Raw genomic sequence first — 21,996 nt, 5'->3', positions numbered from 1 at the left:
TATCACCAGTCCTAAATAGTATAGAGCCTTTTTTCAATGTATAGACTGTGAGCCAATCCTGAGTAATTGAGTCGAAAACTCGGTATAATGAGTAATACGCTTATGGAACGTCAATGAAAATAGACAGAAAGGAGCGACGGCATTGCGTCAATTAGGAGAAAAACATTACGTCAATGGTGTGACGTTAAATGTGAGAGATAAAGAAAACTTAAAACACTTTTATGAAGAGATATTAGGATTTAATGTGATTAATGAAACGTATACTTCTATTCAATATGAAGTAGGAGATTCAAAACATCGCATTACCTTACATCAAATAGATGATGGCAGAGAGCCATTAGTATCAGAAGCAGGATTATTTCATATCGGTATTCGCTTAGGTTCGCACGCGCATTTAGCGGATTTAATGGCACACTTAACGGAACATGAAATCCCGTTAAATGGTGCGGAACATAATGTCAGTACGTCATTATATTTTACAGACCCTGAAGGTAATGGCTTTGAATTTTATGCGGACCAACCGGAAGAAACTTGGGATTTTGATAAAGAGAACCGTGTGATTATGGATACAAGACATTTATATGCCTCTAAACTAATGAACTTACGTTCACGTGATGGATGGCAAGGTATTCCAGATGACAGTATGATTGGTAATTTACATTTGAAGACGGTACGTATTTCTGAAGTGAAAGATTATTACTTAGCACACTTTGGATTAGAAGAATCTTCTTTTGTGAATAAATCATCGCTCTTTATGTCATCAAACGGTTATCATCATACTTTAGCTGTCAATCATTGGATGTCTAGTATGCAGCGGATGGAAAATGATGATACGTATGGTTTAACATTAGTAGATTTCCATTATCCAGAGACGACACATACTTGGCTAAAAGGACCGGACGGTATCGCATTTCGATTTAATTATCTAGGAGTTTGATAATCATTGAAAAAACTAATTTCAGCAGGTGTTATGTTGGTCGTCCTTGGTGGAGCAACATATGTGGCAGTCGACCATCAAGATGAGATTGAACATTATATAGAACAGATGAAACCTGATCCTATGGCATTTAATCCGTACGATGATGGAGAATGTACGGATTATGTGTTTGAGAAAGTCAAAGATGACGGTAATATGATTGGTAAAAGTTGGGGAGATGCGAAGTACTGGGCAGACAAAGCTGAAGAAGCGGGTTACACAGTGAATCAACAACCTAAAGCTTCATCACTCTTACAATCACCAAGAGGTGAAGAAGGTCATGTCGCATACATTGAACATGTGAATGACGATGGTTCATTATATGTAACTGAAATGAATTACGTTGCCCCTCATAAAGTGACTTCACGTACGATTCAACCACAACAAGTTCAAAATTATCATTATATTCATCCAAAAGAGAATCCGAAGACACAAGATACTAAAGAAGCTTAATTGATAATTTTAGTATCTGTTCTACTGGCAATTTGTTATAATATACAATGTTGTTATGAAGAAGTGAAAGGTCAGTATGCATCATTGTGATAACACAATAGATGAGCTGGCTGCTTCAAGGAGGAAGACATGAGAAAATCATATTTCATCGGTGCCACGTTATTTGTGACCTTAGCGGTACTGATTTTAGATCAATTTACTAAAGCATATATTGTAAAAACAATGTCAGTAGGCGACTCATATTCAGTCATTCCAGGATTTTTAAACATTACCTCTCACCGTAATACAGGCGCTGCATGGGGAATACTCAGCGGCAAGATGGGCTTTTTCTTTTTAGTTACGATTATTGTATTAGGGTTACTTACTTATTTCTACGTTAAAGAAGCAAGAGGTCATTTCTGGATGCAGATGGCAATCAGTTTACTATTTGCTGGTGCGTTAGGTAATTTCATCGATCGCATGAAAAATGGTGAAGTGGTCGATTTTATTGATACGTATATTTTCGGTTATGATTTCCCAATCTTTAATGTTGCGGATTCTAGTTTGACTGTCGGTGTCATTTTAATTTTGATTTTGTTGTTGTTTGATTCGAAGAAAAATAAAGTGAAGTAAAGGAGTGTTGAAATGACTCAATTTGATTTTCAGATTACAGAAGATGAACACGTTGGCCAACGTATAGATAAATTCTTGCCTGAACAAAACTCTGATTGGTCACGTAGCCAAATCCAAGATTGGATTAAAGAAGGCTTAGTTGAAGTGAATCAAAAAGTTGTGAAGGCGAATTATAAAATGAAGAAGAATGATCAAGTTCAAGTGACGGAGAAGGAGACGGTTGAAGCGGATATTCAACCTGAAAATCTGGACTTAGACATTTATTATGAAGATGAAGATGTGGCAATTGTATATAAACCTAAAGGTATGGTTGTGCATCCATCGCCAGGTCATTACAGTGGAACACTTGTAAATGGCTTAATGTACCAAATCAAAGATTTAAGTGGTATTAATGGTGAAATCAGACCCGGTATTGTCCACCGTATCGATAAAGATACGTCAGGTTTATTAATGGTTGCGAAAAACGATATTGCACATAGAGGTTTAGTGGAACAACTCATGGACAAAACTGTAACGCGTAAATATACGGCATTAGTTCATGGTAATATTCCACATGACTACGGTACAATCGATGCGCCAATCGGCCGTAATAAAGTAGACCGTCAAGCTATGGATGTTGTCGATGACGGTAAAGATGCGATTACACACTTTAATGTGTTAGAACACTTTAACAACTACACATTAGTAGAATGTGAACTTGAAACAGGACGTACACATCAAATTCGTGTACATATGAAATACATCGGTTATCCATTAGTTGGAGATCCAAAATACGGACCGAAAAAAACAATGGACATTGGGGGTCAAGCCTTACATGCAGGTGTCATCGGCTTCACACATCCAGTAACTGGTGAATACATCGAAAGAAAAGCACCTCTTCCAGATTACTTTGAGGAAATCCTTGAAGATATTCGCACTAGACATGCGTAAATAAAAGTAAACTTAATATCTAATAGAAAACCCCTTGAAATGAAAGTGTTCGTTTCAAGGGATTTTTTGCATAAAAAAAGTCTTACTGACACAGTAAGACGTTAGCATTTAAGCTACATTTTCGCTTTAAGCTTGTTTTAACTTATTTATGATCTTTTAGAATGAAGTAAACTTCTATTACATCTTAACATAGGCCTTTATAAAATAAAAGAATTTTGAGATAATTTATATAAATTATTACGACAACAGGTGATGACATGAAGAAAACAAACCCATATATTCTTAGCTTAGACATTGGAACAGCAAGTATTGGTTATGCTTGTATGGATTTAGATTTTAATATTTTAAAATACCATGATAAAGATGCGATAGGTGTGCTTACATTTGAAGGTGCAGATACAGCAGCTGAAAGGCGTGGATTTAGAACAAGTAGAAGACGTAAAAATAGAAGAATTAAACGTCTTGGATTATTACAGGAAGTTTTAGCACCATTAGTAAAGAATTCTAATTTTTACCAATTATTAAACTTGCATAAATGGAAAAATTCAAATGAGGATTTTAAACATCGCAGTTTATCTGAAGTCTTAAAAGCTTTAGGGAAGAACCCTAAAGCTTATCCTACGATTTATCATTTACAACAAGACATTCAGAACCATCCCGAAAAGAAATTTGAACCAGAATTAATATTTTTAGCGCTTTACCACTTAGTTAAGTACCGTGGCCATTTCTTATTTAATAATTTAAGTTTTGATAAAGGAAAAACTGTTGATAATGAAGCACAACTATCAGAACTGTTAGAACAATATCAGAGTATTAATCCATATGAAGACTCTATTTCAAATAAAGATATTAAAGTGATTGTTGATACTTTGAAAGATGATCAGTTAACAAGAAATGATAAATCTAAAGAATTAAAGAAAAATGTGTCTTAAACACATGCAGAGCTATTTAAAATGTTAGTTGGCCTCAAATTTAAGCAAAGTATTTTATTTGAAAATATGGAAAATGCAGAAGATATAAAAGAAAGTGCTACAGGTAGTGATGCAATTTCGTTATCTGATGATTATTATGAAAATTTATCAGAGTTTCTTACAGATGAACAACTGAATTTTATTGAGTCGGCTAATACGTTCTTTATGGGTATTATGTTAGACAGAATATTAAAAGGTGCAACAAGTATCTCTGCAGCTAAAGTGAGAGACTATAAGATTTTCAAAAGTCAATTGAAGTTAATTAAAGATATCGTTTATCAAAATAAGTATGATAAATATCATGAGTTTTTCGTGACAAGTAAAGAAGATATGAGGGCATATCAAGAAAACCCTGATGCGAAAAATTTCGGGAAGCTATCTAAATTTGATCAATATTTAATTCATTCTAAAGATCAGTATGCGAAATTGATGAAAGACTTAAAAGGGTTAGTACCTAAAGAATATACTGAGGTTTTAAATTTAATAGATGAACAAAAGTTCTTAGTGGTCCAAAATACGACGGATAATGCGAGTATACCGTATCAAAATAATGTGTTTGAAGCGGAAAATATACTTAGAAATCAACAAAAATATTATCCTGAAATTACTGAAGAGATGATTGGTAAAGTTATCAATTTAATTTCATTTAGAATTCCATACTATGTAGGTCCGCTCACTAATAAAAATGGACAATCTGATTTTGCATGGATGATTCGTAAATCAGATGAACAAACTTTACCATGGAACTTTGACAAAGTTATTGATAAATCTAAGAGTGCTGAAAAATTCATCAGACGTATGACAAGTAAGTGTACTTATTTGTTAGAAGAAGATGTATTACCAAAACACAGTCTGTTATACCAAGAGATGGAAGTACTCAATGAACTTAATAATGTGCAACTTAGGGGAGAAAATGAACCTAAGCATAGAATCCATAGACTTGATCCTAAAGTTAAACAATTTATTTATCATAATCTGTTCCAAAAGAAAAAGAATGTCACGCATAAAGATTTAATCACTTTACTGCAAAACTCTGAACATAGAAATACTTTAAACAAAACAAGTGGTCAAAAATTAAAAGTGTTTGGTACGCAAAATGATTCTAAATTTGCGTCAAAACTCTCTACTTATAATGATATGAAAGCTATTTTGGGTTCTGTTGAAAACAAAAGACAGATGATTGAAGAGTTAGTTTTATGGATTACAATCTTTGAAGATAAAGCGATATTGAAACAGAAAATTGGTGAAAAGTATCCAAATATTACTGAAAAACAACTTAATCAAATTGTTAAACTGAATTATTCTGGATGGGGAAGACTAAGTGAAAAATTACTAACTAAAGAAGTGAATGGTCGTTCTTTAATAGATTTGATGTATAGTACAGAAAATAACTTTATGGAAATTATCACAGATAAAACATTAGGATTTGATTGTTTCATTAAAAATAGTAATAAGGTAAAAAATGCTAAAATTTCTTATAAAGATGTTGCTGAATTAAGAACTTCTCCTGCACTTAAAAAGGGCATTTGGAACGCGATAAAAATGGTAAGAGAAATTAGCAATTTATTTGGTGCACCAGAGAAAATTATTATTGAATTTGCGACAGAAGATCAAGCAAAAGGTAAACGCCAAAAGTCACGTAGCGAACTTTGGGATGATTTGGTTAAAAAGAATAACCTAAAACGAAATAAAGAGTTCGAAGGTTTGTTTGAAGAACTAAAAGCTTATCCTGATTTAGATTTTTCTAATCCTAAATTATGGCTTTATATTCATCAAAACGGTAAATGTATGTATACCAAGAAGCCGATAGATTTAGAAAGATTAATGTCAGATACGAATAATCAACTCTATGAAATAGATCATATTTTACCGAGAACATTTGTAAAGGACGATAGTATTAACAATAAAGTTCTTGTTATACAAAGCGCTAACCAGAAAAAATCAGGCGATAAAATGCCGCTAGAAATTTTTGATAATCATGTACTTGTTCCATTTTGGAAGATGCTATATGAAAACGACCTAATTAGCAGTAGTAAGCTTTCAAAATTAATGAAGAAAGAATTTAATGATTTGGATAAAGAAGGTTTTATTCAAAGACAACTTGTTGAAACCAGACAAATTATTTCTCATGTAAGTGACTTCTTAACAGAAGAATATCCATCAACTACTGTCGTTCCTATGAAAGCAAACGTCGTTTCTGAATTAAGACGTAAATTTGATATACCTAAAATTCGTCAACTTAACGATTGGCATCATGCGGTAGATGCGTATTTAAATGGTTTCGTATATCAAGCTGCTCGTGTCTTTTATCCTAAAGTTAATCTATTTGAATTTAACTTCAAGTGGGAAAAAGTGCGTGAAAAATGGAGACAATTAGGTGAATTTACTGAGAATAATAAGAAAAGAGAATTCTTCCTATTCAAGCGTATGGAAAACTATGTTAATGAATATGGTGAAGGTATGATTTCTAAATTGATATTTGACTTAGATAATTTTAAGTTCAATTATTCAAGAAAAGTAGAAAGCACAAGCACAGAAAGTGCATTCTATAAACAAAGTGCTTTTTCTCCTAAAAATACGACTGCACAGTATGACTCGGATAAAAATAAAACAGCTATTTATAAAGAAATGAAAAATAAACGTGGTATTGTAGTTAGCTACACTTATGTTAAAAAAGATCAAGAGTTAATAGGTTACGGCGTATTTAATGAAACGGTATTCGAATATGTAAATAATGCTGATGTAGATATGAATACACGTGCATTGAAAATTGTTAGAAAAGCATTTCCTAAATTAGACATTAAAAAAGCACAATATCTATTTAGTATTAATAAGGGCGATGCACTTCTTGTCAATGGACATCCATTCTTATTTGTTTCTGCATATGAACGCATTAATGGTAAACAATTAGAGTTTGATATCGCAATGCAACGTAAAATAAAACAGGCATTAAGTCCATATAATAATATGACAGAACAAGAAAAAGTAGAGTTTTATAATCAGTTTGCAGAAAAAGTTATTGAAGAGTTCAGAAATAGTATTGGATTACAATCTAGAGATAGAAAGGTTAACTTAATAAAAAATCTGTTTAACAATACAGAAAAGTCTAACGACTCAATGACTCAATCTATATTAGAAGTTTTGAAGATGACTAAAGTCTCAGCTGAGAGATCAAAAGAATTAAAGATACGATGGAATGGACAAACGCCAAACACATTTATAGATACTAAAAATAATGCTGAAATACAATATAAATCTATTACGGGTTTAAAAACAACTAAACCTAAATCTATTTTCAAATTAGCGGAGTCTAAAAATGAGCTTTAGGACTGTCATAATTACTAAAGAATCAAAGTTGTCCTTGAGAATGAATCATTTAATAGTAAAAGCTGATGAATTGTATAAAATTCCACTCCAAGAAATTCTATGCTTGGTGATAGAAAATCCAAGCGTTTCTATTACTGGACATTTATTAAATGCCTTGTCTGAAAATAAGATTATTACGCTTTTATGCGATAAAAAACATTTACCTTCATCGTTTGTGGTGCCAATTTATGGGCATCACAAACAATCTAGGCATATTGCTAAACAATTGAACTGGAATAAGGAATATAAATCATTACTTTGGCAGAGGATTATAAAAAATAAAATTGCTAAACAAAAACAAGTGATTCAATATTTTTATAGAAATATTGATACCTCATTCTTTGATAACTGTGTTCATGAAACCAAATTAAATGATAGTACAAATAGAGAGGGACTAGCCGCAAAGTCTTATTTCAATATTATTTTAGATTCAGGCGTATCCAGAAATTCAGATGAATTTGTGAATGGAGGACTGGATTATGGCTATCAAGTATTATTAGCTGTATTTGTGCGAACTATTGTTAGTAAAGGTTATTTAACTGAGATAGGGATAAAACATAAAAATGAATTTAACCCTTTTAACTTAGCGTGTGATTTTATGGAAGTATTTAGACCGATGGTAGATTTTTTGGTTCTACAAAATGTGTACGATAAATTTTAAAAAGAGGAAAAAAGAGCGATTTTAAACATGTTTAATGAGAAAGTTAAGTTAAACAAAAAGAATTACTTTTTAGTTAATGCGATTGAAATTTATTTGGATGGAATTTTTAAATTCTTGGAAAGTGGAGATATCAACTTTATTAAGATGCCTGTTTTTAACTTCTAAAAATTGGGTGTTTGAAAGGAGTAATATGAGATTCTTGAGACTTTTTATTATGTTTGATTTACCTGTTGAAACTTCGAGAGAACGACGTGAATATAGAAAGTTTGTTAAATTTTTGTTGAATGAAGGATATGTCAGAAGCCAATATTCAATTTATTGTAAATTGATATTAAATAGAGGTACATTAAACCATCAAATAAGTAAGCTTAAACAAAACTTACCTGCGCATGGAATTGTGCAATCGTTAATTGTCACTGAAAAACAATTTTCAGACATGACCTATCTAGTTGGCGAACCTAGAACGAAATATGATGTAAATACAACAGAAAGAATTCTTGAATTATGAAATTAGTTGGAGAATTTAATAAACCGATTGAAATAGTAGAGCAGAAATTAAATGTGATTTCTTTTCAGAATACTAGTAAATTGAATGCTTTAACTGATGGACTTATAAAGTATAGTCAGTCTAAGTCTAAAAATTATGATGAGAACGTTAGACTTGTAGCAGATAATTATCAAACAATATTACCTAATAATGTAAACTTAATTATTGTTCCGTGCGGTGATATAAACCTCTTTGATAGTAAAATATTCAAAGAAGCATTATATCATCGTTTCGAACAACAAATTTTTAACGAAGAAACGACTAATTTATTATATAATAAGGTAGAGTCAACGATAGAAAGTTTCTTAAACTCATTAGAAATAAAGAATGAAAGTTATCAAGTTGACTTTCAATCCTCTAATATTGTTTTGAAAAAGTTGCTTGGCATGTTTAAACCAGACTTTCATAATGATTTAGATGATTTAAATGCGATAGAGCAACGCAAATTATTTATAGACACATTAACATCAACAGAAAAAGAAAATGTGCTGGTTTTGTTATTCCCTGAAGCTCATTTAGGGCTTTCGGATATGAAGGCATTTAATAAATATCTGCAAACTCTAAATATGTTTAGTATTATTGTTACGAGCCATCCTTATTTTATTATAGAGTCTGATACATTAGCGCTTATTAAAACGAATGGAGAATCGGTAAATACTAAACAAATAAGAGAAGAGTTATTGTTGTTTAAAGAAAAAGAAACAATAACTGATTTGGATAAGACAAGCAAAATGATAGCTTATCATGAATTTTGCCAACATCCATATCTTGATGATGAGTTCTTCATTCAATTTATGAACAAATATTAGTTTACTGTCATTATAAAGGTCTCTAAAACCTTGATTTCTCGTTGTTTAAGGTTTTAGAATTGTGATCTTTTAGAATGAAGTAAAACTGAATTGGGCGTAAAAACATTTGATGCATCGTTTTAGAATTGTGATCTTTTAGAATGAAGTAAAACCTTTGCTTTAATCAATACGGGTTTACCGCTGTTTTAGAATTGTGATCTTTTAGAATGAAGTAAAACTTTCCTGTATCATGAAACACACAAAACTTGTTTTAGAATTGTGATCTTTTAGAATGAAGTAAAACTAATCTCGATTTTCGCTTTGTTGTCACTAGTTTTAGAATTGTGATCTTTTAGAATGAAGTAAAACGATAATACACGCAAGTTAGCACTAGAAAGGTTTTAGAATTGTGATCTTTTAGAATGAATTGACCATGGAGATTAACTTAACTATTTATCATGTTTGTATGAGTGGAAAAATCTTTATATTTGTTTTGGAAATGTCTTTGACTTTTCATCTATCTGTGTTAAACTTAGTACAGTTTAATAAAGAAATCGTAAGTCTTTAATTGAGAGTACAGAGATGCTCCGAAGGCAGATAATTTACATGTTGAAACTAGAGAAAGTAACTAAGTAAACACTTTATTAAGAGGTAATTTTGTATGAACACGCAATTCACCAACCCTGATTGCCATACAAATTTAGTAAAGTAACCGACAAAACAGTTACTGATTTAAATAGTTGAGATAGTAAATCTCGCATGTTCTTCGTGTCCCGTGTCTCTCAATTGAGATACGGGATTTTTTTATGGAAAGGTGAGTGCGGGAATGACAGAACGTATTGTATTAGATGATGCAGGCATGCAGCGGACTTTAACACGTATCGCACATGAAATTCTAGAGTATAACAAAGGTACTGAAAATCTTGTGTTGCTTGGTGTGAAAACACGCGGAGAATTTTTAGCGAAACGTATTCAAATGAAGATTCAACAAATTGAAGACGTAAGTGTTCCTACAGGAACATTAGACATCACGCAATTCAGAGATGATTTAGAGTTACCGACACCTAAAATGTCTGAGAAATCTTATGTCATTGATGTAGACCTTAAAGACAAAGTCGTTATCATCATTGATGATGTGCTTTATACAGGTCGAACTGTACGTGCGTCACTCGATGCAATCTTACTACATTCTCGACCACAAAAAATCGGGTTAGCAACATTAGTGGATCGCGGACACCGCGAATTACCAATACGCGCTGACTTCGTAGGTAAAAATATTCCAACTGCGAAAGACGAAGAAGTTTTAGTCTATGTAGACGAAACAGATGGTCGCAACGCAGTTATAATTGAATAGCTTACCCTTTTAAATCAGTACGAGAGACTGACAAAGGGTTAGATAAGAACTGTTGTCGACTTACAATGCTAGCACGAGAGGCTACAAATCTTGTAAGAAACAACTTCTAAAGAGGTACACGTGTATCTCAAACAGACAACACCTTCTTATCTTTCCCCCACAATGTCTCTTTGCACGCTGATTGCTGTAAAGAGATTTTTTTATGAAAGGAAGAAAGAGAAATGGAAAATGAACAAATGTTTGAGCGAACGGTGAAACCCGTACTAGATGTTAATGAAAAGCCGAAAGCAGGCCAATGGGCCTTTCTCAGCTTACAACATCTATTCGCGATGTTCGGCGCAACAGTCTTAGTACCATTCCTAACAGGCTTGCCAATTTCAGCGGCATTGCTTGCATCAGGAATCGGGACATTGCTTTATATCTTAATTACAAAATCAATGATTCCAGCATACTTAGGCTCAAGCTTCGCCTTCATCACACCGATTATTACAGGATTAAGTACACACAGCTTAGGAGACATGCTTGTGGCACTCTTCATGAGTGGTGTGATGTATGTCATCATCGGAATCTTAATCAAACTAAGCGGAATCGGTTGGCTTATGCATTTGTTACCGCCCGTTGTAGTAGGACCAGTCATCATGGTTATCGGATTAAGTCTTGCGCCAACAGCTGCCAACATGGCAATGTTTGAAAATACTGCAGACATGAAAGGTTACAACGTTACTTACTTGATTGTCGCAATGATCACTTTAATCACAACATTAGTTGTTCAAGGCTACATGAAAGGGTTCTTCTCGCTGATTCCAGTCTTAATCGGAATCATTGTAGGTTACATCGCAGGCATCATCTTCGGCATCGTAGATTTCAAACCAGTGATGAAAGCATCATGGTTCGACTGGCCGCACATCTATGTACCATTTGTAGATTATCATCCAAGCTTCCACTTCGGATTGGTGCTCTTAATGGTTCCGATTGTGTTCGTCACAGTCAGTGAGCACATCGGACATCAAATGGTCATCAACAAGATTGTCGGCAGAAACTTCTTCGAGAAACCAGGTCTTCACAGATCAATTATCGGAGACGGTGTATCTACAATGTTTGCAAGTATTATCGGCGGACCGCCAAGTACAACATACGGTGAAAACATCGGCGTACTTGCGATAACAAAGATTTACAGTATCTACGTTATCGGCGGTGCAGCAGTCATTGCGATTATCCTGGCATTTGTAGGTAAGTTCACAGCATTGATTTCATCAATCCCAACACCAGTCATGGGTGGGGTATCCATTCTCTTATTCGGTATCATCGCTTCAAGCGGCTTAAGAATGCTGGTTGAAAGCAAGGTAGATTTTTCGGAAAACCGTAACTTAGTAATCGCGTCAGTTATTCTTGTGGTGGGTATCGGAAACTTAATGTTCGATATTCACGGCGTCAAAGTTGAAGGTATGGCACTTGCAGCACTTTCAGGTATCGTATTGAACCTAATTTTACCTAAAGTAAAACCGGAAACATCAAATAAATAAACTTTATCCAATTCTTAGGGGGAATTAACAATGAAACAATTAGTATCTATGGAACATTTATCAAATGAAGAAATCTATTCACTTATCGAAACAGCAATCGAATATAAACAAGGTAAGAAAGTTCATAAATTAAATGACACATACGTAGCAAACTTATTTTTCGAAAACTCAACACGTACAAAATGCAGCTTCGAAATGGCAGAACGTCGCTTAGGTATGCAAGAAATTCCATTTGAAACTAGTACTTCATCTGTTAAAAAAGGTGAGTCATTATATGACACATGCAAAACTTTAGAAAGCATCGGTGTAGACGCATTAGTTATCCGTCACCCACAAAATGATTACTACAAAGAATTAGAGGGATTAAATATTCCAGTCATTAATGGCGGAGACGGCAGTGGTCAACACCCAACGCAAAGCTTACTTGACATCATGACAATCTATGAAGAATACAAAAAATTCAAAGGCTTAAACGTGTTAATCTGTGGAGATATTAAAAACTCACGTGTAGCACGCAGTAACTACCAAGCACTTACAGCTTTAGGTGCTAACGTTAAATTCGCAGCACCAGACGAATGGGTTGACGATACTCTAGATGCACCTTATGTCAAAATTGATGATGTCATCGAAGAAACGGATATTGTGATGTTATTACGTGTACAACACGAAAGACATGACGGAGAATTAAACTTTGATCCACATGAATACCATGAAAAATACGGTTTAACAAAAGAAAGATACAACCGCATGAAACCAAACGCAATTGTAATGCACCCAGCACCAGTGAACAGAGGCGTTGAAATTGATACAGAATTAGTAGAAGCGCCAAAAGCACGTATCTTCAAACAAATGAAAAACGGCATGTTCTTACGTATGTCAGTCATCAGCCATATTATTGCGGAACAACAGAAAGGGGTTCTTATCGATGTTGCTAATTAAGAATGCAAAAGTATTAAAAGACGGTAAATTAACAGAGGCTTCTATCTTAGTAGAAGACGACAAAGTAAAAGAAATCGCACCAGAAATCACAGTAGGTTCAGAAGTTGAAGTGATCGACGCAAAAGGTCGCTTCGCAGCACCTGGCTTAGTTGATGTACACGTACATTTAAGAGAACCAGGCGGAGAACATAAAGAAACAATTGAAACAGGTACAAAAGCAGCAGCACGCGGTGGATTCACAACAGTTTGTCCAATGCCGAATACTCGCCCAGTACCAGATACAGTTGAACATTTAGAAAAACTTAACAAATTAATTGAAGATAACGCACGTGTTCGTGTATTACCATACGCTTCAATTACAATCAGACAAGCAGGCAGCGAATTAGTTGATTTCAAAGGGTTAGCTGAGCACGGCGCATTTGCGTTCACAGATGACGGTGTAGGGGTACAAACAGCCGGCACAATGTATGAAGCAATGCAACAAGCAGCCAAATTAAACAAAGCAGTGGTTGCACACTGTGAAGATAACAGTTTAATCTACGGCGGCGCTATGCACGAGGGGAAACGCAGTAAAGAATTAGGTATTCCAGGTATTCCAAACATTTGTGAAGCTGTACAAATCGCACGTGACGTATTATTAGCTGAAGCAGCAGATTGTCACTACCACGTATGTCACGTTTCAACAAAAGAAAGTGTACGTGCTATCCGTGATGCGAAAGCAGCAGGTATCAAAGTCACTGCTGAAGTGACACCGCACCACTTATTAATGACAGAAGACGATGTCCCTGGTGACAACGCAATGTACAAAATGAATCCTCCTTTAAGAAGTAAAGAAGACAGAGATGCACTGATTGAAGGATTGTTAGACGGCACAATTGATTGTATCGCAACTGACCATGCTCCACATGCAGCTGACGAAAAAGCACAACCAATGACAAAAGCACCATTCGGTATTGTCGGCAGTGAAACAGCATTCCCATTACTTTACACACACTTTGTAAAAAACGGAGATTGGTCATTACAACAATTAGTTGACTACTTAACAATTAAACCTGCACAGATCTTTGACTTGCCATACGGCATCCTAGAAGAAGGCAAAACAGCAGACTTAACATTAATCGATTTAGAAGAAGAGAGAGAAATCAAAGCAGAAGATTTCCATTCAAAAGCAAGCAACACACCATTCATCGGTTATAAAGTATACGGCAACCCTGTATTAACAATGGTAGCTGGAGAAGTGGCATTCAAGGAGGAATAAACAACAATGTTAGAAAAACGATATCTTGTATTTGAAGATGGTTCAATTTATGAAGGAAGAAAGCTGGGATCAGACAATCTGACTAAAGGTGAGATTGTCTTCAACACAGCAATGACGGGTTATCAAGAAACAATTTATGACCCGTCTTACACAGGTCAAATCATTACATTCACTTATCCTTTAATCGGGAATTACGGTATTAACAGAGATGATTTTGAATCGTTAGTACCGACATTAAGTGGCGTAGTCGTAAAAGAAGCGAGTACGCATCCTAGCAACTTCCGTCAACAAAAGACTTTCTACGATGTATTAGTTCAATATGATATTCCAGGTATTTCTGGTGTAGATACACGTAGTATCACACGTAAAATACGTGAACACGGAGTACTTAAAGCAGGTTTTACAGACCACGCTGAAGATATTCCAGCATTCATAGAAGAACTTAAACAATTTGAACTCTCTCGTGACGAAGTACCGATGGTATCGACGAAAACACCTTATGTATCAACTGGCTCAGACTTAAGCGTCGTATTGGTAGACTTCGGAAAGAAACAAAATATCGTTAGAGAACTTAACGCACGCGGTTGTAATGTAACTGTCGTGCCATACAATACACCAGCTGAAATTATTCTTGGCATGTCACCTGACGGTGTCATGTTATCGAATGGCCCAGGAGACCCTGAAGATGTACCAGAAGCTGTGGAAATGATTCAAGGTATCTTAGGAAAAATTCCATTCTTCGGTATTTGTTTAGGTCACCAGCTATTTGCATTATCACAAGGTGCCGAAGCTTTCAAAATGAAGTTTGGTCACCGTGGTGCAAACCATCCAGTTAAAGACTTAGCAACAGGAAAAATTGCTTTAACAAGTCAAAACCATGGTTACGCAATTGATGAAGCTTCAGTTGCACACACAGATTTAGAAGTCACACATATTGCCTTAAATGACGGCACAGTGGAAGGATTAAAACATAAAACGCTTCCTGCTTTTTCAGTACAATATCATCCAGAAGCATGCCCAGGACCTACTGATTCAAATTACTTATTCGATCAATTCATTGATATGATGAAAGAATTCAAAGCGAAGGAGCGTACAGTCAATGCCTAGAAATAATGACATCAAAACCATTTTAGTGATTGGTTCAGGACCTATCATCATCGGCCAAGCTGCAGAGTTTGATTATGCCGGTACACAAGCGTGTTTAGCTTTAAAAGAAGAAGGTTACCGCGTTATCTTAGTCAATTCAAACCCAGCAACAATTATGACTGACAAAGAAATTGCAGATAAAGTTTATATCGAACCTTTGACACACGACTTTATCGCACGTATCATCCGTAAAGAACAACCTGATGCACTCTTACCAACACTTGGTGGACAAACAGGTTTGAACATGGCCATTCAACTTCATTACAGCGGTGTTTTAGAAGCGAACAATGTACGTTTATTAGGAACAAAATTAAGCTCAATTCAACAAGCAGAAGACCGTGAATTATTCAGAAGTTTGATGAATGACTTAGATGTCCCTGTTCCTGAAAGTGACATCGTCCACACCGTAGAACAAGCTTTTGCGTTCAAAGAACAAGTGGGGTATCCATTAATCGTCCGCCCAGCATTTACAATGGGTGGTACAGGTGGCGGTATTTGTCATAACGACGAAGAATTAAAAGAAGTTGTGACAAACGGCTTGCATTATAGCCCAGCTACACAATGTTTGATTGAAAAATCTATCGCAGGATTTAAAGAAATTGAATATGAAGTAATGCGTGATAAAAACGATAACGCCATTGTGGTTTGTAATATGGAAAATATCGACCCAGTTGGTATCCATACAGGTGACTCTATCGTTGTTGCGCCAAGTCAAACTTTGACAGATGTTGAATATCAAATGTTACGTGACGTGTCATTAAAAGTTATTCGTGCTTTAGGTATCGAAGGTGGTTGTAACGTACAATTAGCACTTGATCCATATTCAATGAATTACTATATCATTGAAGTTAATCCACGTGTATCACGTTCATCAGCCTTAGCATCAAAAGCAACAGGTTATCCGATTGCGAAATTAGCAGCTAAAATTGCGGTTGGTTTAACATTAGATGAAATGTTAAATCCTGTCACAGGCACATCTTATGCGGCATTTGAACCAGCTTTAGACTATGTGATTTCTAAAATTCCACGTTTCCCATTTGATAAATTCGAAAAAGGTGAACGTGTACTTGGAACACAAATGAAAGCAACAGGTGAAGTTATGGCTATCGGCCGTACGTATGAAGAATCATTATTAAAAGCCATTCGTTCATTAGAATATGGTGTCCATCATCTAGGATTACCGAATGGAGAAAGTTACGATTTAGACTACATAAAAGAACGTATCTTACAACAAGATGATGAACGTCTTTTCTTCATCGGTGAAGCGATTCGACGTGGTACAACACTCGAAGAAATTCACGAGATGACTAAAATCGATTACTTCTTCCTTAACAAATTCCAACATATTATCGATATCGAACGTGAATTAAAAGCACATAAAGGTGATATCGAATATCTTAAATATGCGAAAGACTATGGTTTCAGCGATAAAGTCATCGCGCATAGATTTGATATGGAAGAAGAAGATGTTTATCGACTCCGCCATGAAAATGATATTAAACCAGTATACAAAATGGTAGATACATGTGCTGCAGAATTTGAATCTGCGACACCGTACTACTATGGAACATATGAAAGAGATAACGAATCCATCGTAACAGATAAAGAAAAAGTGATTGTACTTGGTTCTGGTCCGATCCGTATCGGTCAAGGTGTTGAATTCGACTATGCGACAGTTCATGCCGTATGGGCAATCCAAAATGCAGGCTATGAAGCAATCATCGTCAACAACAACCCAGAAACAGTGTCAACTGACTTCTCAATTTCAGATAAACTTTACTTCGAACCATTAACTGAAGAAGATGTCATGAACATTATTGAACTCGAACAACCTAAAGGTGTTGTAGTTCAATTCGGTGGCCAAACTGCCATCAATTTAGCAGAAAAACTTGCGAAACACGGTGTGCAAATCTTAGGTACATCTTTAGAGAATTTAAACCGTGCTGAAGATAGAAAAGAGTTTGAAGAACTCTTAAATACCATCGATGTACCGCAACCGAAAGGTAAAACTGCAACTTCTCCTGCAGAAGCTTTAGACAATGCGCGAGAAATCGGTTATCCAGTTGTTGTACGTCCATCGTATGTATTAGGTGGCCGTGCGATGGAAATCGTGTATAATGATGCAGAGTTAGAAAACTACATGAGAGAAGCTGTAAAAGCGAGTCCTGAACATCCTGTACTTGTTGACCGTTACTTAACAGGTAAAGAAATTGAAGTTGATGCGATTTCAGATGGGGAAACAGTGATTATTCCAGGTATTATGGAACATATTGAACGTGCAGGGGTCCACTCAGGTGACTCTATCGCGGTTTATCCGCCTCAAACGTTATCTGATGAAGTGATTCAAACTTTAGAAGCGTATACAACGAAACTTGCGAAAGGCTTGGATATTATCGGTTTAATCAATATCCAATTCGTATTAGCACATGATGGTGTCTATGTCTTAGAAGTGAACCCAAGATCAAGTCGTACAGTACCGTTCTTAAGTAAGATTACAGATATTCCAATGGCACAACTTGCGATGCGTGCCATCTTAGGAGAAAAACTCAGTGACTTAGGTTACAAGCCAGGACTTCAACCTTATTCAGAAGGGGTTTATGTTAAAGCGCCAGTATTCAGTTTTAATAAATTAAAAAATGTCGACATTACGCTTGGACCTGAAATGAAATCAACAGGTGAAGTTATGGGTAAAGATTTAACTTTAGAAAAAGCATTGTTCAAAGGTTTAACTGCGAGCGGTGTGGAAGTGAAAGATCATGGTACAGTGTTAATTACTGTCAGTGATAAAGATAAAGAAGAAATGGTTAAAATCGCAAAACGTTTACATGAAGTGGGATATAAAGTACTCGCAACTTCAGGTACAGCTGCGAAATTAGCTGAAAATCATATTCCGGTTGAAACAGTGGGTAAAATCGGCGGTGAAGATGATTTATTAAATCGCATTCAAAATGGTGACGTACAAATTGTCATTAACACTATGACAAAAGGGAAAACGATTGAAAGAGATGGTTTCCAAATCAGACGTGCGTCTGTAGAAAATGGTGTGCCATGTTTAACATCATTAGATACAGCGAATGCGTTAACGAATGTGATTGAAAGTATGACATTCACAATGAGAAGTATGTAAAAGTAGTTAAAGTGGCTATAATGAAGATAGATTCAAGATTAAAAGGAGGATTTAACAGTGGAACAAAACATTATCGTATCCAATCGAGAAATTGCGGACCGCATTTTTGAAATTAAAGTAAAAGGACCTGTGACACGTAAAATGACACAACCTGGACAATTCGTTCATATTAAAGTAGGTGAAGGTTCACTGCATATGTTGAGACGTCCGATCTCAATTTGTCATATCGAACCTGAAATTGAAACCTTTACGATGTTATATCGTGCAGAAGGTGCTGGGACACAACGTCTGTCTCAAATGCGTGAGAATGATGCGATTGATATTATTGCACCTTTAGGTAATGGTTTCCCTGTTGAAAAAGCAGAACGTAAAGCGCTTCTTGTAGGCGGCGGTATTGGTGTTCCTCCTTTATATGAACTATCTAAACAACTCAATCGTCAAGGTATTGAGACAGTACATGTTTTAGGTTTCAGAAGTAAAAAAGATGTCTTCTACGCAGATGAATTTGCGCAATTAGGTGAAACGCACATTGTGACTGAAGATGGCACAATGGGATCAAAGGGCTTTGTGACAAATGTGATTTCTGAGTTGCCGGTAGATTATGATATTTACTATACATGCGGACCTAAACCGATGTTAAAAGCCATTAAAGAACATGACAAATTAGCAGATGTTGAAGGTTTCTTATCACTTGAAGAACGCATGGGTTGCGGTATCGGCGCATGTTACGCATGTGTCTGCCATACACCTGAATCTGAAACAAGTTATGTCAAAGTTTGTACAGATGGACCTGTATTTGAGAAAGGAGCAGTCATCCTATGAGTCGATTAAATGTAGAAATTCCAGGATTAGAGTTAAAGAACCCGATTATGCCAGCAAGCGGTTGTTTTGCTTTCGGTGCAGAGTTCAGTCAATTTTATGACTTAAGCGAACTAGGTGCCATTATGATTAAAGCCGCTACGAAAGAAGCGCGTTATGGTAATGAAACACCGCGTGTTGCTGAAACAGATAGTGGTATGATTAATGCGATTGGGTTACAAAACCCTGGTGTGCATCACATTATTGAACATGAACTTAAGAAGTTAGAACAATTTAATGTACCAATTATCGCAAATGTTGCGGGTTCTACTGAAGAAGACTATGTATACGTGGCTGAACATATTTCAAAAGCACCAAATGTGAAAGCATTGGAATTAAACATCTCTTGTCCGAACGTGAAAGAAGGCGGTATGCAGTTTGGTGTGGATCCAGTAGTTGCTGCTGAATTGACACGTAAAGTTAAAGCAGTTTCTGAAGTGCCTGTATACGTGAAACTTTCACCAAACGTAACAGATATTGTCGCAATGGCTAAAGCAATCGCACAATATGCGGATGGTTTAACAATGATTAATACATTAGTCGGCTTACGTATTGATGCGAAAACAGGGCGTCCAATTATCGCAAATACAGTCGGTGGCTTAAGCGGACCAGCAATCAAACCTGTCGCAATGCGAATGGTTTATCAAGTCAGACAAGCTGTAGATATTCCAATTATCGCAATGGGCGGTGTTCAAAACGCACAAGATGTTATAGACTATATTTCAGTGGGTGCGAATGCGGTAGCAGTTGGAACAGCTAACTTCCAAAATCCAATGGTATGTAAAGAAATCATTGATGAACTGCCAGCATTGCTCGACGACTTAGGTGTAAACCATATTAATGAATTGTACAAAAGGACTTTTGAGGTGACTAAATAATGGCAAATCGTAATTTACCTTTACCGATTATCGCATTAGACTTTGCGACGGCTGAAGAAGTAGAAAATTTCTTAGATTTATTTGATGAACCTTTATACATCAAAATCGGAATGGAACTTTATTATCAAACTGGCCCTGAATTAATCAACAAAATTAAAGCACGCGGCCACCAAATCTTCTTAGATTTAAAACTGCATGATATTCCAAATACAGTCAAACAAGCGATGGCTGGTTTAGGACGTTTAAATGTAGATTTAGTAAACGTACATGCTGCAGGTGGTACTGAAATGATGCGCCAAGCAGTTGAAGGCTTACGTAGCGTTAACAAAGACACTAAAATTATTGCGGTCACACAATTAACATCAACAACAGAAGAAATGCTGCAAAAAGAACAAAACATCCAAACTTCAATTGAAGAGGCTGTATTAAACTATGCACGTTTAACTAAAGAAGCTGGCTTAGATGGCGTAGTATGTTCACCATTAGAAGCAGAATTACTGACAAAAGAATTAGGTTCAGACTTCTTGAAAGTAACACCAGGTATTCGTCCAGCACATTACGCACAAGACGATCAAAAACGTATTACAACACCAGACAAAGCACGTGAAATGGGCTCTACACATATTGTAGTAGGTCGTCCAATCACACAAAGTGACAATCCGGTTGAAAGTTATCATCATATTAAAGAAAGTTGGTTAGGTTAAGATGTCAAAACAAATTGCGCAATCATTATTAGATATTGGTGCAGTTGCACTATCACCGAATGATTTATTTACATGGAGTTCAGGGATTAAATCTCCGATTTATTGTGATAACCGTGTTACATTAGGTTATCCAGAAGTTCGTAACGCGATTCGTGACGGTTTAATCGAATTGATTCAAACACATTTCAAAGATGCTGAAATTGTATCAGGAACTGCGACAGCGGGCATTCCTCATGCAGCGTTCATCTCTGAAAAATTAGATATGCCAATGAGCTTTGTACGTTCTAAAAGTAAAAGCCATGGTAAACAAAACCAAATCGAAGGTGCACCAAGTAAAGGTAAAAAAATCGTAGTCGTTGAAGACTTAATTTCAACAGGCGGTTCTTCTTTAGTTGCTGCAGAAGCATTAAGAGAAGCTGGCGCTGAAGTATTAGGTGTAGTCGCAATCTTTACGTATGGTCTTGCTAAAGCGGATCAAATGTTCAAAGATGCTGATATTCCGTTCTATACTTTAAGTGACTACAACGAATTAATCGACGTGGCTAAAGAACAAGGTAAAATTTCTGAGTCAGATATTCAATCTTTAGTTGAATGGAGAGACAATTTAGCATAAGATGGAATTGGATGGAGGGATGAACCATGTCCAATACACATGCACAAACTGCTCATAAACCATTTGCGCACTTAAATAAATTCTTATCCGCAAATGAAGATTATCGTGAGCCGGTCAATAACTATGATCAAGATGAAAATCAATGGTTATCGAATGAACACGAGAAAAACATATTCAAGAAATGTAAAACAGATATAAAAGAAAAAGGCTTAATTTAAAAACAAACGACAAAATCCGCAATCATGAACACTCATTTTGAGCTTATGATTGCGGATTTTTAGATTTTAAGAAA

At 35.6% G+C, this 21,996-nt stretch carries 19 protein-coding genes, 1 pseudogene and 1 CRISPR repeat array; all 20 genes and pseudogenes read left to right on the top strand.

Translation table 11 applies throughout. The features are described 5' to 3' along the window. Nucleotides 1-142 precede the first annotated feature (142 nt). The 20 genes and pseudogenes from HMPREF3031_RS09955 to HMPREF3031_RS09865 all read left to right on the top strand — a co-directional run bounded on the left by HMPREF3031_RS09955 (nucleotide 143) and on the right by HMPREF3031_RS09865 (nucleotide 21,922). Nucleotides 143-937: a VOC family protein gene (locus HMPREF3031_RS09955; protein ID WP_002480605.1), complete on the top strand. Its 795-nt coding sequence runs from the start codon at nucleotides 143-145 to the stop codon at nucleotides 935-937. 6 nt (nucleotides 938-943) lie between these two features. Further along, nucleotides 944-1,429 (top strand): CHAP domain-containing protein, encoded by a 486-nt coding sequence (locus tag HMPREF3031_RS09950; RefSeq protein ID WP_002480606.1) that lies wholly within the window; start codon nucleotides 944-946, stop codon nucleotides 1,427-1,429. A 129-nt stretch (nucleotides 1,430-1,558) separates the two neighbouring features. After that, nucleotides 1,559-2,041 (top strand): signal peptidase II, encoded by a 483-nt coding sequence (lspA, locus tag HMPREF3031_RS09945; protein WP_002480607.1) that lies wholly within the window; start codon nucleotides 1,559-1,561, stop codon nucleotides 2,039-2,041. A 12-nt stretch (nucleotides 2,042-2,053) separates the two neighbouring features. After that, complete coding sequence (locus HMPREF3031_RS09940; protein ID WP_002480608.1) at nucleotides 2,054-2,971, top strand: RluA family pseudouridine synthase; 918 nt, start codon at nucleotides 2,054-2,056, stop codon at nucleotides 2,969-2,971. A 257-nt stretch (nucleotides 2,972-3,228) separates the two neighbouring features. After that, complete coding sequence (gene cas9, locus HMPREF3031_RS13695; RefSeq protein WP_002480609.1) at nucleotides 3,229-3,903, top strand: type II CRISPR RNA-guided endonuclease Cas9; 675 nt, start codon at nucleotides 3,229-3,231, stop codon at nucleotides 3,901-3,903. Nucleotides 3,904-3,921: 18 nt separating this feature from the next. After that, a pseudogene (gene cas9 / locus HMPREF3031_RS09935) lies at nucleotides 3,922-7,269 on the top strand (type II CRISPR RNA-guided endonuclease Cas9); the annotation flags it as partial. Next, entirely contained in the window at nucleotides 7,259-7,969 is a 711-nt protein-coding gene (gene cas1, locus HMPREF3031_RS09930) for a type II CRISPR-associated endonuclease Cas1 (protein ID WP_002480611.1), read from the top strand. The pseudogene cas9 (HMPREF3031_RS09935) and the gene cas1, both read left to right, overlap by 11 nt. 190 nt (nucleotides 7,970-8,159) lie before the next feature. Then, on the top strand, nucleotides 8,160-8,477 hold the full coding sequence (gene cas2, locus HMPREF3031_RS09925) for a CRISPR-associated endonuclease Cas2 (protein ID WP_002480613.1): 318 nt from the start codon (nucleotides 8,160-8,162) through the stop codon (nucleotides 8,475-8,477). Continuing rightward, nucleotides 8,474-9,325: a hypothetical protein gene (locus tag HMPREF3031_RS09920; RefSeq protein WP_002480614.1), complete on the top strand. Its 852-nt coding sequence runs from the start codon at nucleotides 8,474-8,476 to the stop codon at nucleotides 9,323-9,325. Before cas2 ends, HMPREF3031_RS09920 begins: the two co-directional genes overlap by 4 nt. A 50-nt stretch (nucleotides 9,326-9,375) precedes the next feature. Continuing rightward, a CRISPR array of direct repeats spans nucleotides 9,376-9,738; the repeat unit is 36 nt; unit sequence GTTTTAGAATTGTGATCTTTTAGAATGAAGTAAAAC. Nucleotides 9,739-10,130: 392 nt separating this feature from the next. Further along, complete coding sequence (gene pyrR / locus HMPREF3031_RS09915; RefSeq protein ID WP_002480615.1) at nucleotides 10,131-10,658, top strand: bifunctional pyr operon transcriptional regulator/uracil phosphoribosyltransferase PyrR; 528 nt, start codon at nucleotides 10,131-10,133, stop codon at nucleotides 10,656-10,658. A 221-nt stretch (nucleotides 10,659-10,879) separates the two neighbouring features. Beyond that, nucleotides 10,880-12,181, top strand: coding sequence for a uracil-xanthine permease family protein (locus tag HMPREF3031_RS09910; RefSeq protein ID WP_002480616.1), 1,302 nt, complete (start codon nucleotides 10,880-10,882; stop codon nucleotides 12,179-12,181). Between the two features lie 30 nt (nucleotides 12,182-12,211). Further along, complete coding sequence (locus HMPREF3031_RS09905) at nucleotides 12,212-13,120, top strand: aspartate carbamoyltransferase catalytic subunit (protein WP_002480617.1); 909 nt, start codon at nucleotides 12,212-12,214, stop codon at nucleotides 13,118-13,120. After that, the gene (locus HMPREF3031_RS09900; protein ID WP_002480618.1) at nucleotides 13,107-14,378 is read left to right on the top strand and encodes a dihydroorotase; all 1,272 of its coding nucleotides are present in this window, start codon (nucleotides 13,107-13,109) and stop codon (nucleotides 14,376-14,378) included. Before HMPREF3031_RS09905 ends, HMPREF3031_RS09900 begins: the two co-directional genes overlap by 14 nt. Nucleotides 14,379-14,384: 6 nt before the next feature. Next, on the top strand, nucleotides 14,385-15,485 hold the full coding sequence (locus tag HMPREF3031_RS09895) for a carbamoyl phosphate synthase small subunit (protein ID WP_070724859.1): 1,101 nt from the start codon (nucleotides 14,385-14,387) through the stop codon (nucleotides 15,483-15,485). Continuing rightward, a complete protein-coding gene (gene carB, locus HMPREF3031_RS09890; RefSeq protein WP_002480620.1) occupies nucleotides 15,478-18,651 on the top strand; it encodes a carbamoyl-phosphate synthase large subunit in 3,174 nt (1,057 codons plus the stop codon). The genes HMPREF3031_RS09895 and carB overlap by 8 nt, the downstream gene beginning before the upstream one ends. 57 nt (nucleotides 18,652-18,708) lie before the next feature. Beyond that, entirely contained in the window at nucleotides 18,709-19,473 is a 765-nt protein-coding gene (locus HMPREF3031_RS09885) for a dihydroorotate dehydrogenase electron transfer subunit (RefSeq protein ID WP_002480621.1), read from the top strand. Then, on the top strand, nucleotides 19,470-20,387 hold the full coding sequence (locus HMPREF3031_RS09880) for a dihydroorotate dehydrogenase (RefSeq protein WP_002480622.1): 918 nt from the start codon (nucleotides 19,470-19,472) through the stop codon (nucleotides 20,385-20,387). The genes HMPREF3031_RS09885 and HMPREF3031_RS09880 overlap by 4 nt, the downstream gene beginning before the upstream one ends. Then, nucleotides 20,387-21,091 carry an orotidine-5'-phosphate decarboxylase gene (gene pyrF / locus HMPREF3031_RS09875; RefSeq protein ID WP_002480623.1) on the top strand — a complete coding sequence of 235 codons (705 nt, stop codon included), beginning with the start codon at nucleotides 20,387-20,389 and terminating at the stop codon, nucleotides 21,089-21,091. Before HMPREF3031_RS09880 ends, pyrF begins: the two co-directional genes overlap by 1 nt. Before the next feature lies 1 nt (nucleotide 21,092). After that, nucleotides 21,093-21,704, top strand: coding sequence for an orotate phosphoribosyltransferase (gene pyrE, locus HMPREF3031_RS09870; RefSeq protein ID WP_002480624.1), 612 nt, complete (start codon nucleotides 21,093-21,095; stop codon nucleotides 21,702-21,704). A gap of 26 nt (nucleotides 21,705-21,730) precedes the next feature. After that, nucleotides 21,731-21,922 (top strand): hypothetical protein, encoded by a 192-nt coding sequence (locus HMPREF3031_RS09865; RefSeq protein ID WP_002480625.1) that lies wholly within the window; start codon nucleotides 21,731-21,733, stop codon nucleotides 21,920-21,922. The last annotated feature ends 74 nt before the right edge of the window (nucleotides 21,923-21,996 follow it).

Origin of the sequence: Staphylococcus sp. HMSC072B07, assembly GCF_001815505.1 — a bacterium.
Classification (GTDB): Bacteria; Bacillota; Bacilli; order Staphylococcales; family Staphylococcaceae; genus Staphylococcus; species Staphylococcus simulans.
The sequence above is the reverse complement of the archived record's forward strand: the minus strand, read 5'-3'. Positions and strand labels throughout refer to the sequence as shown.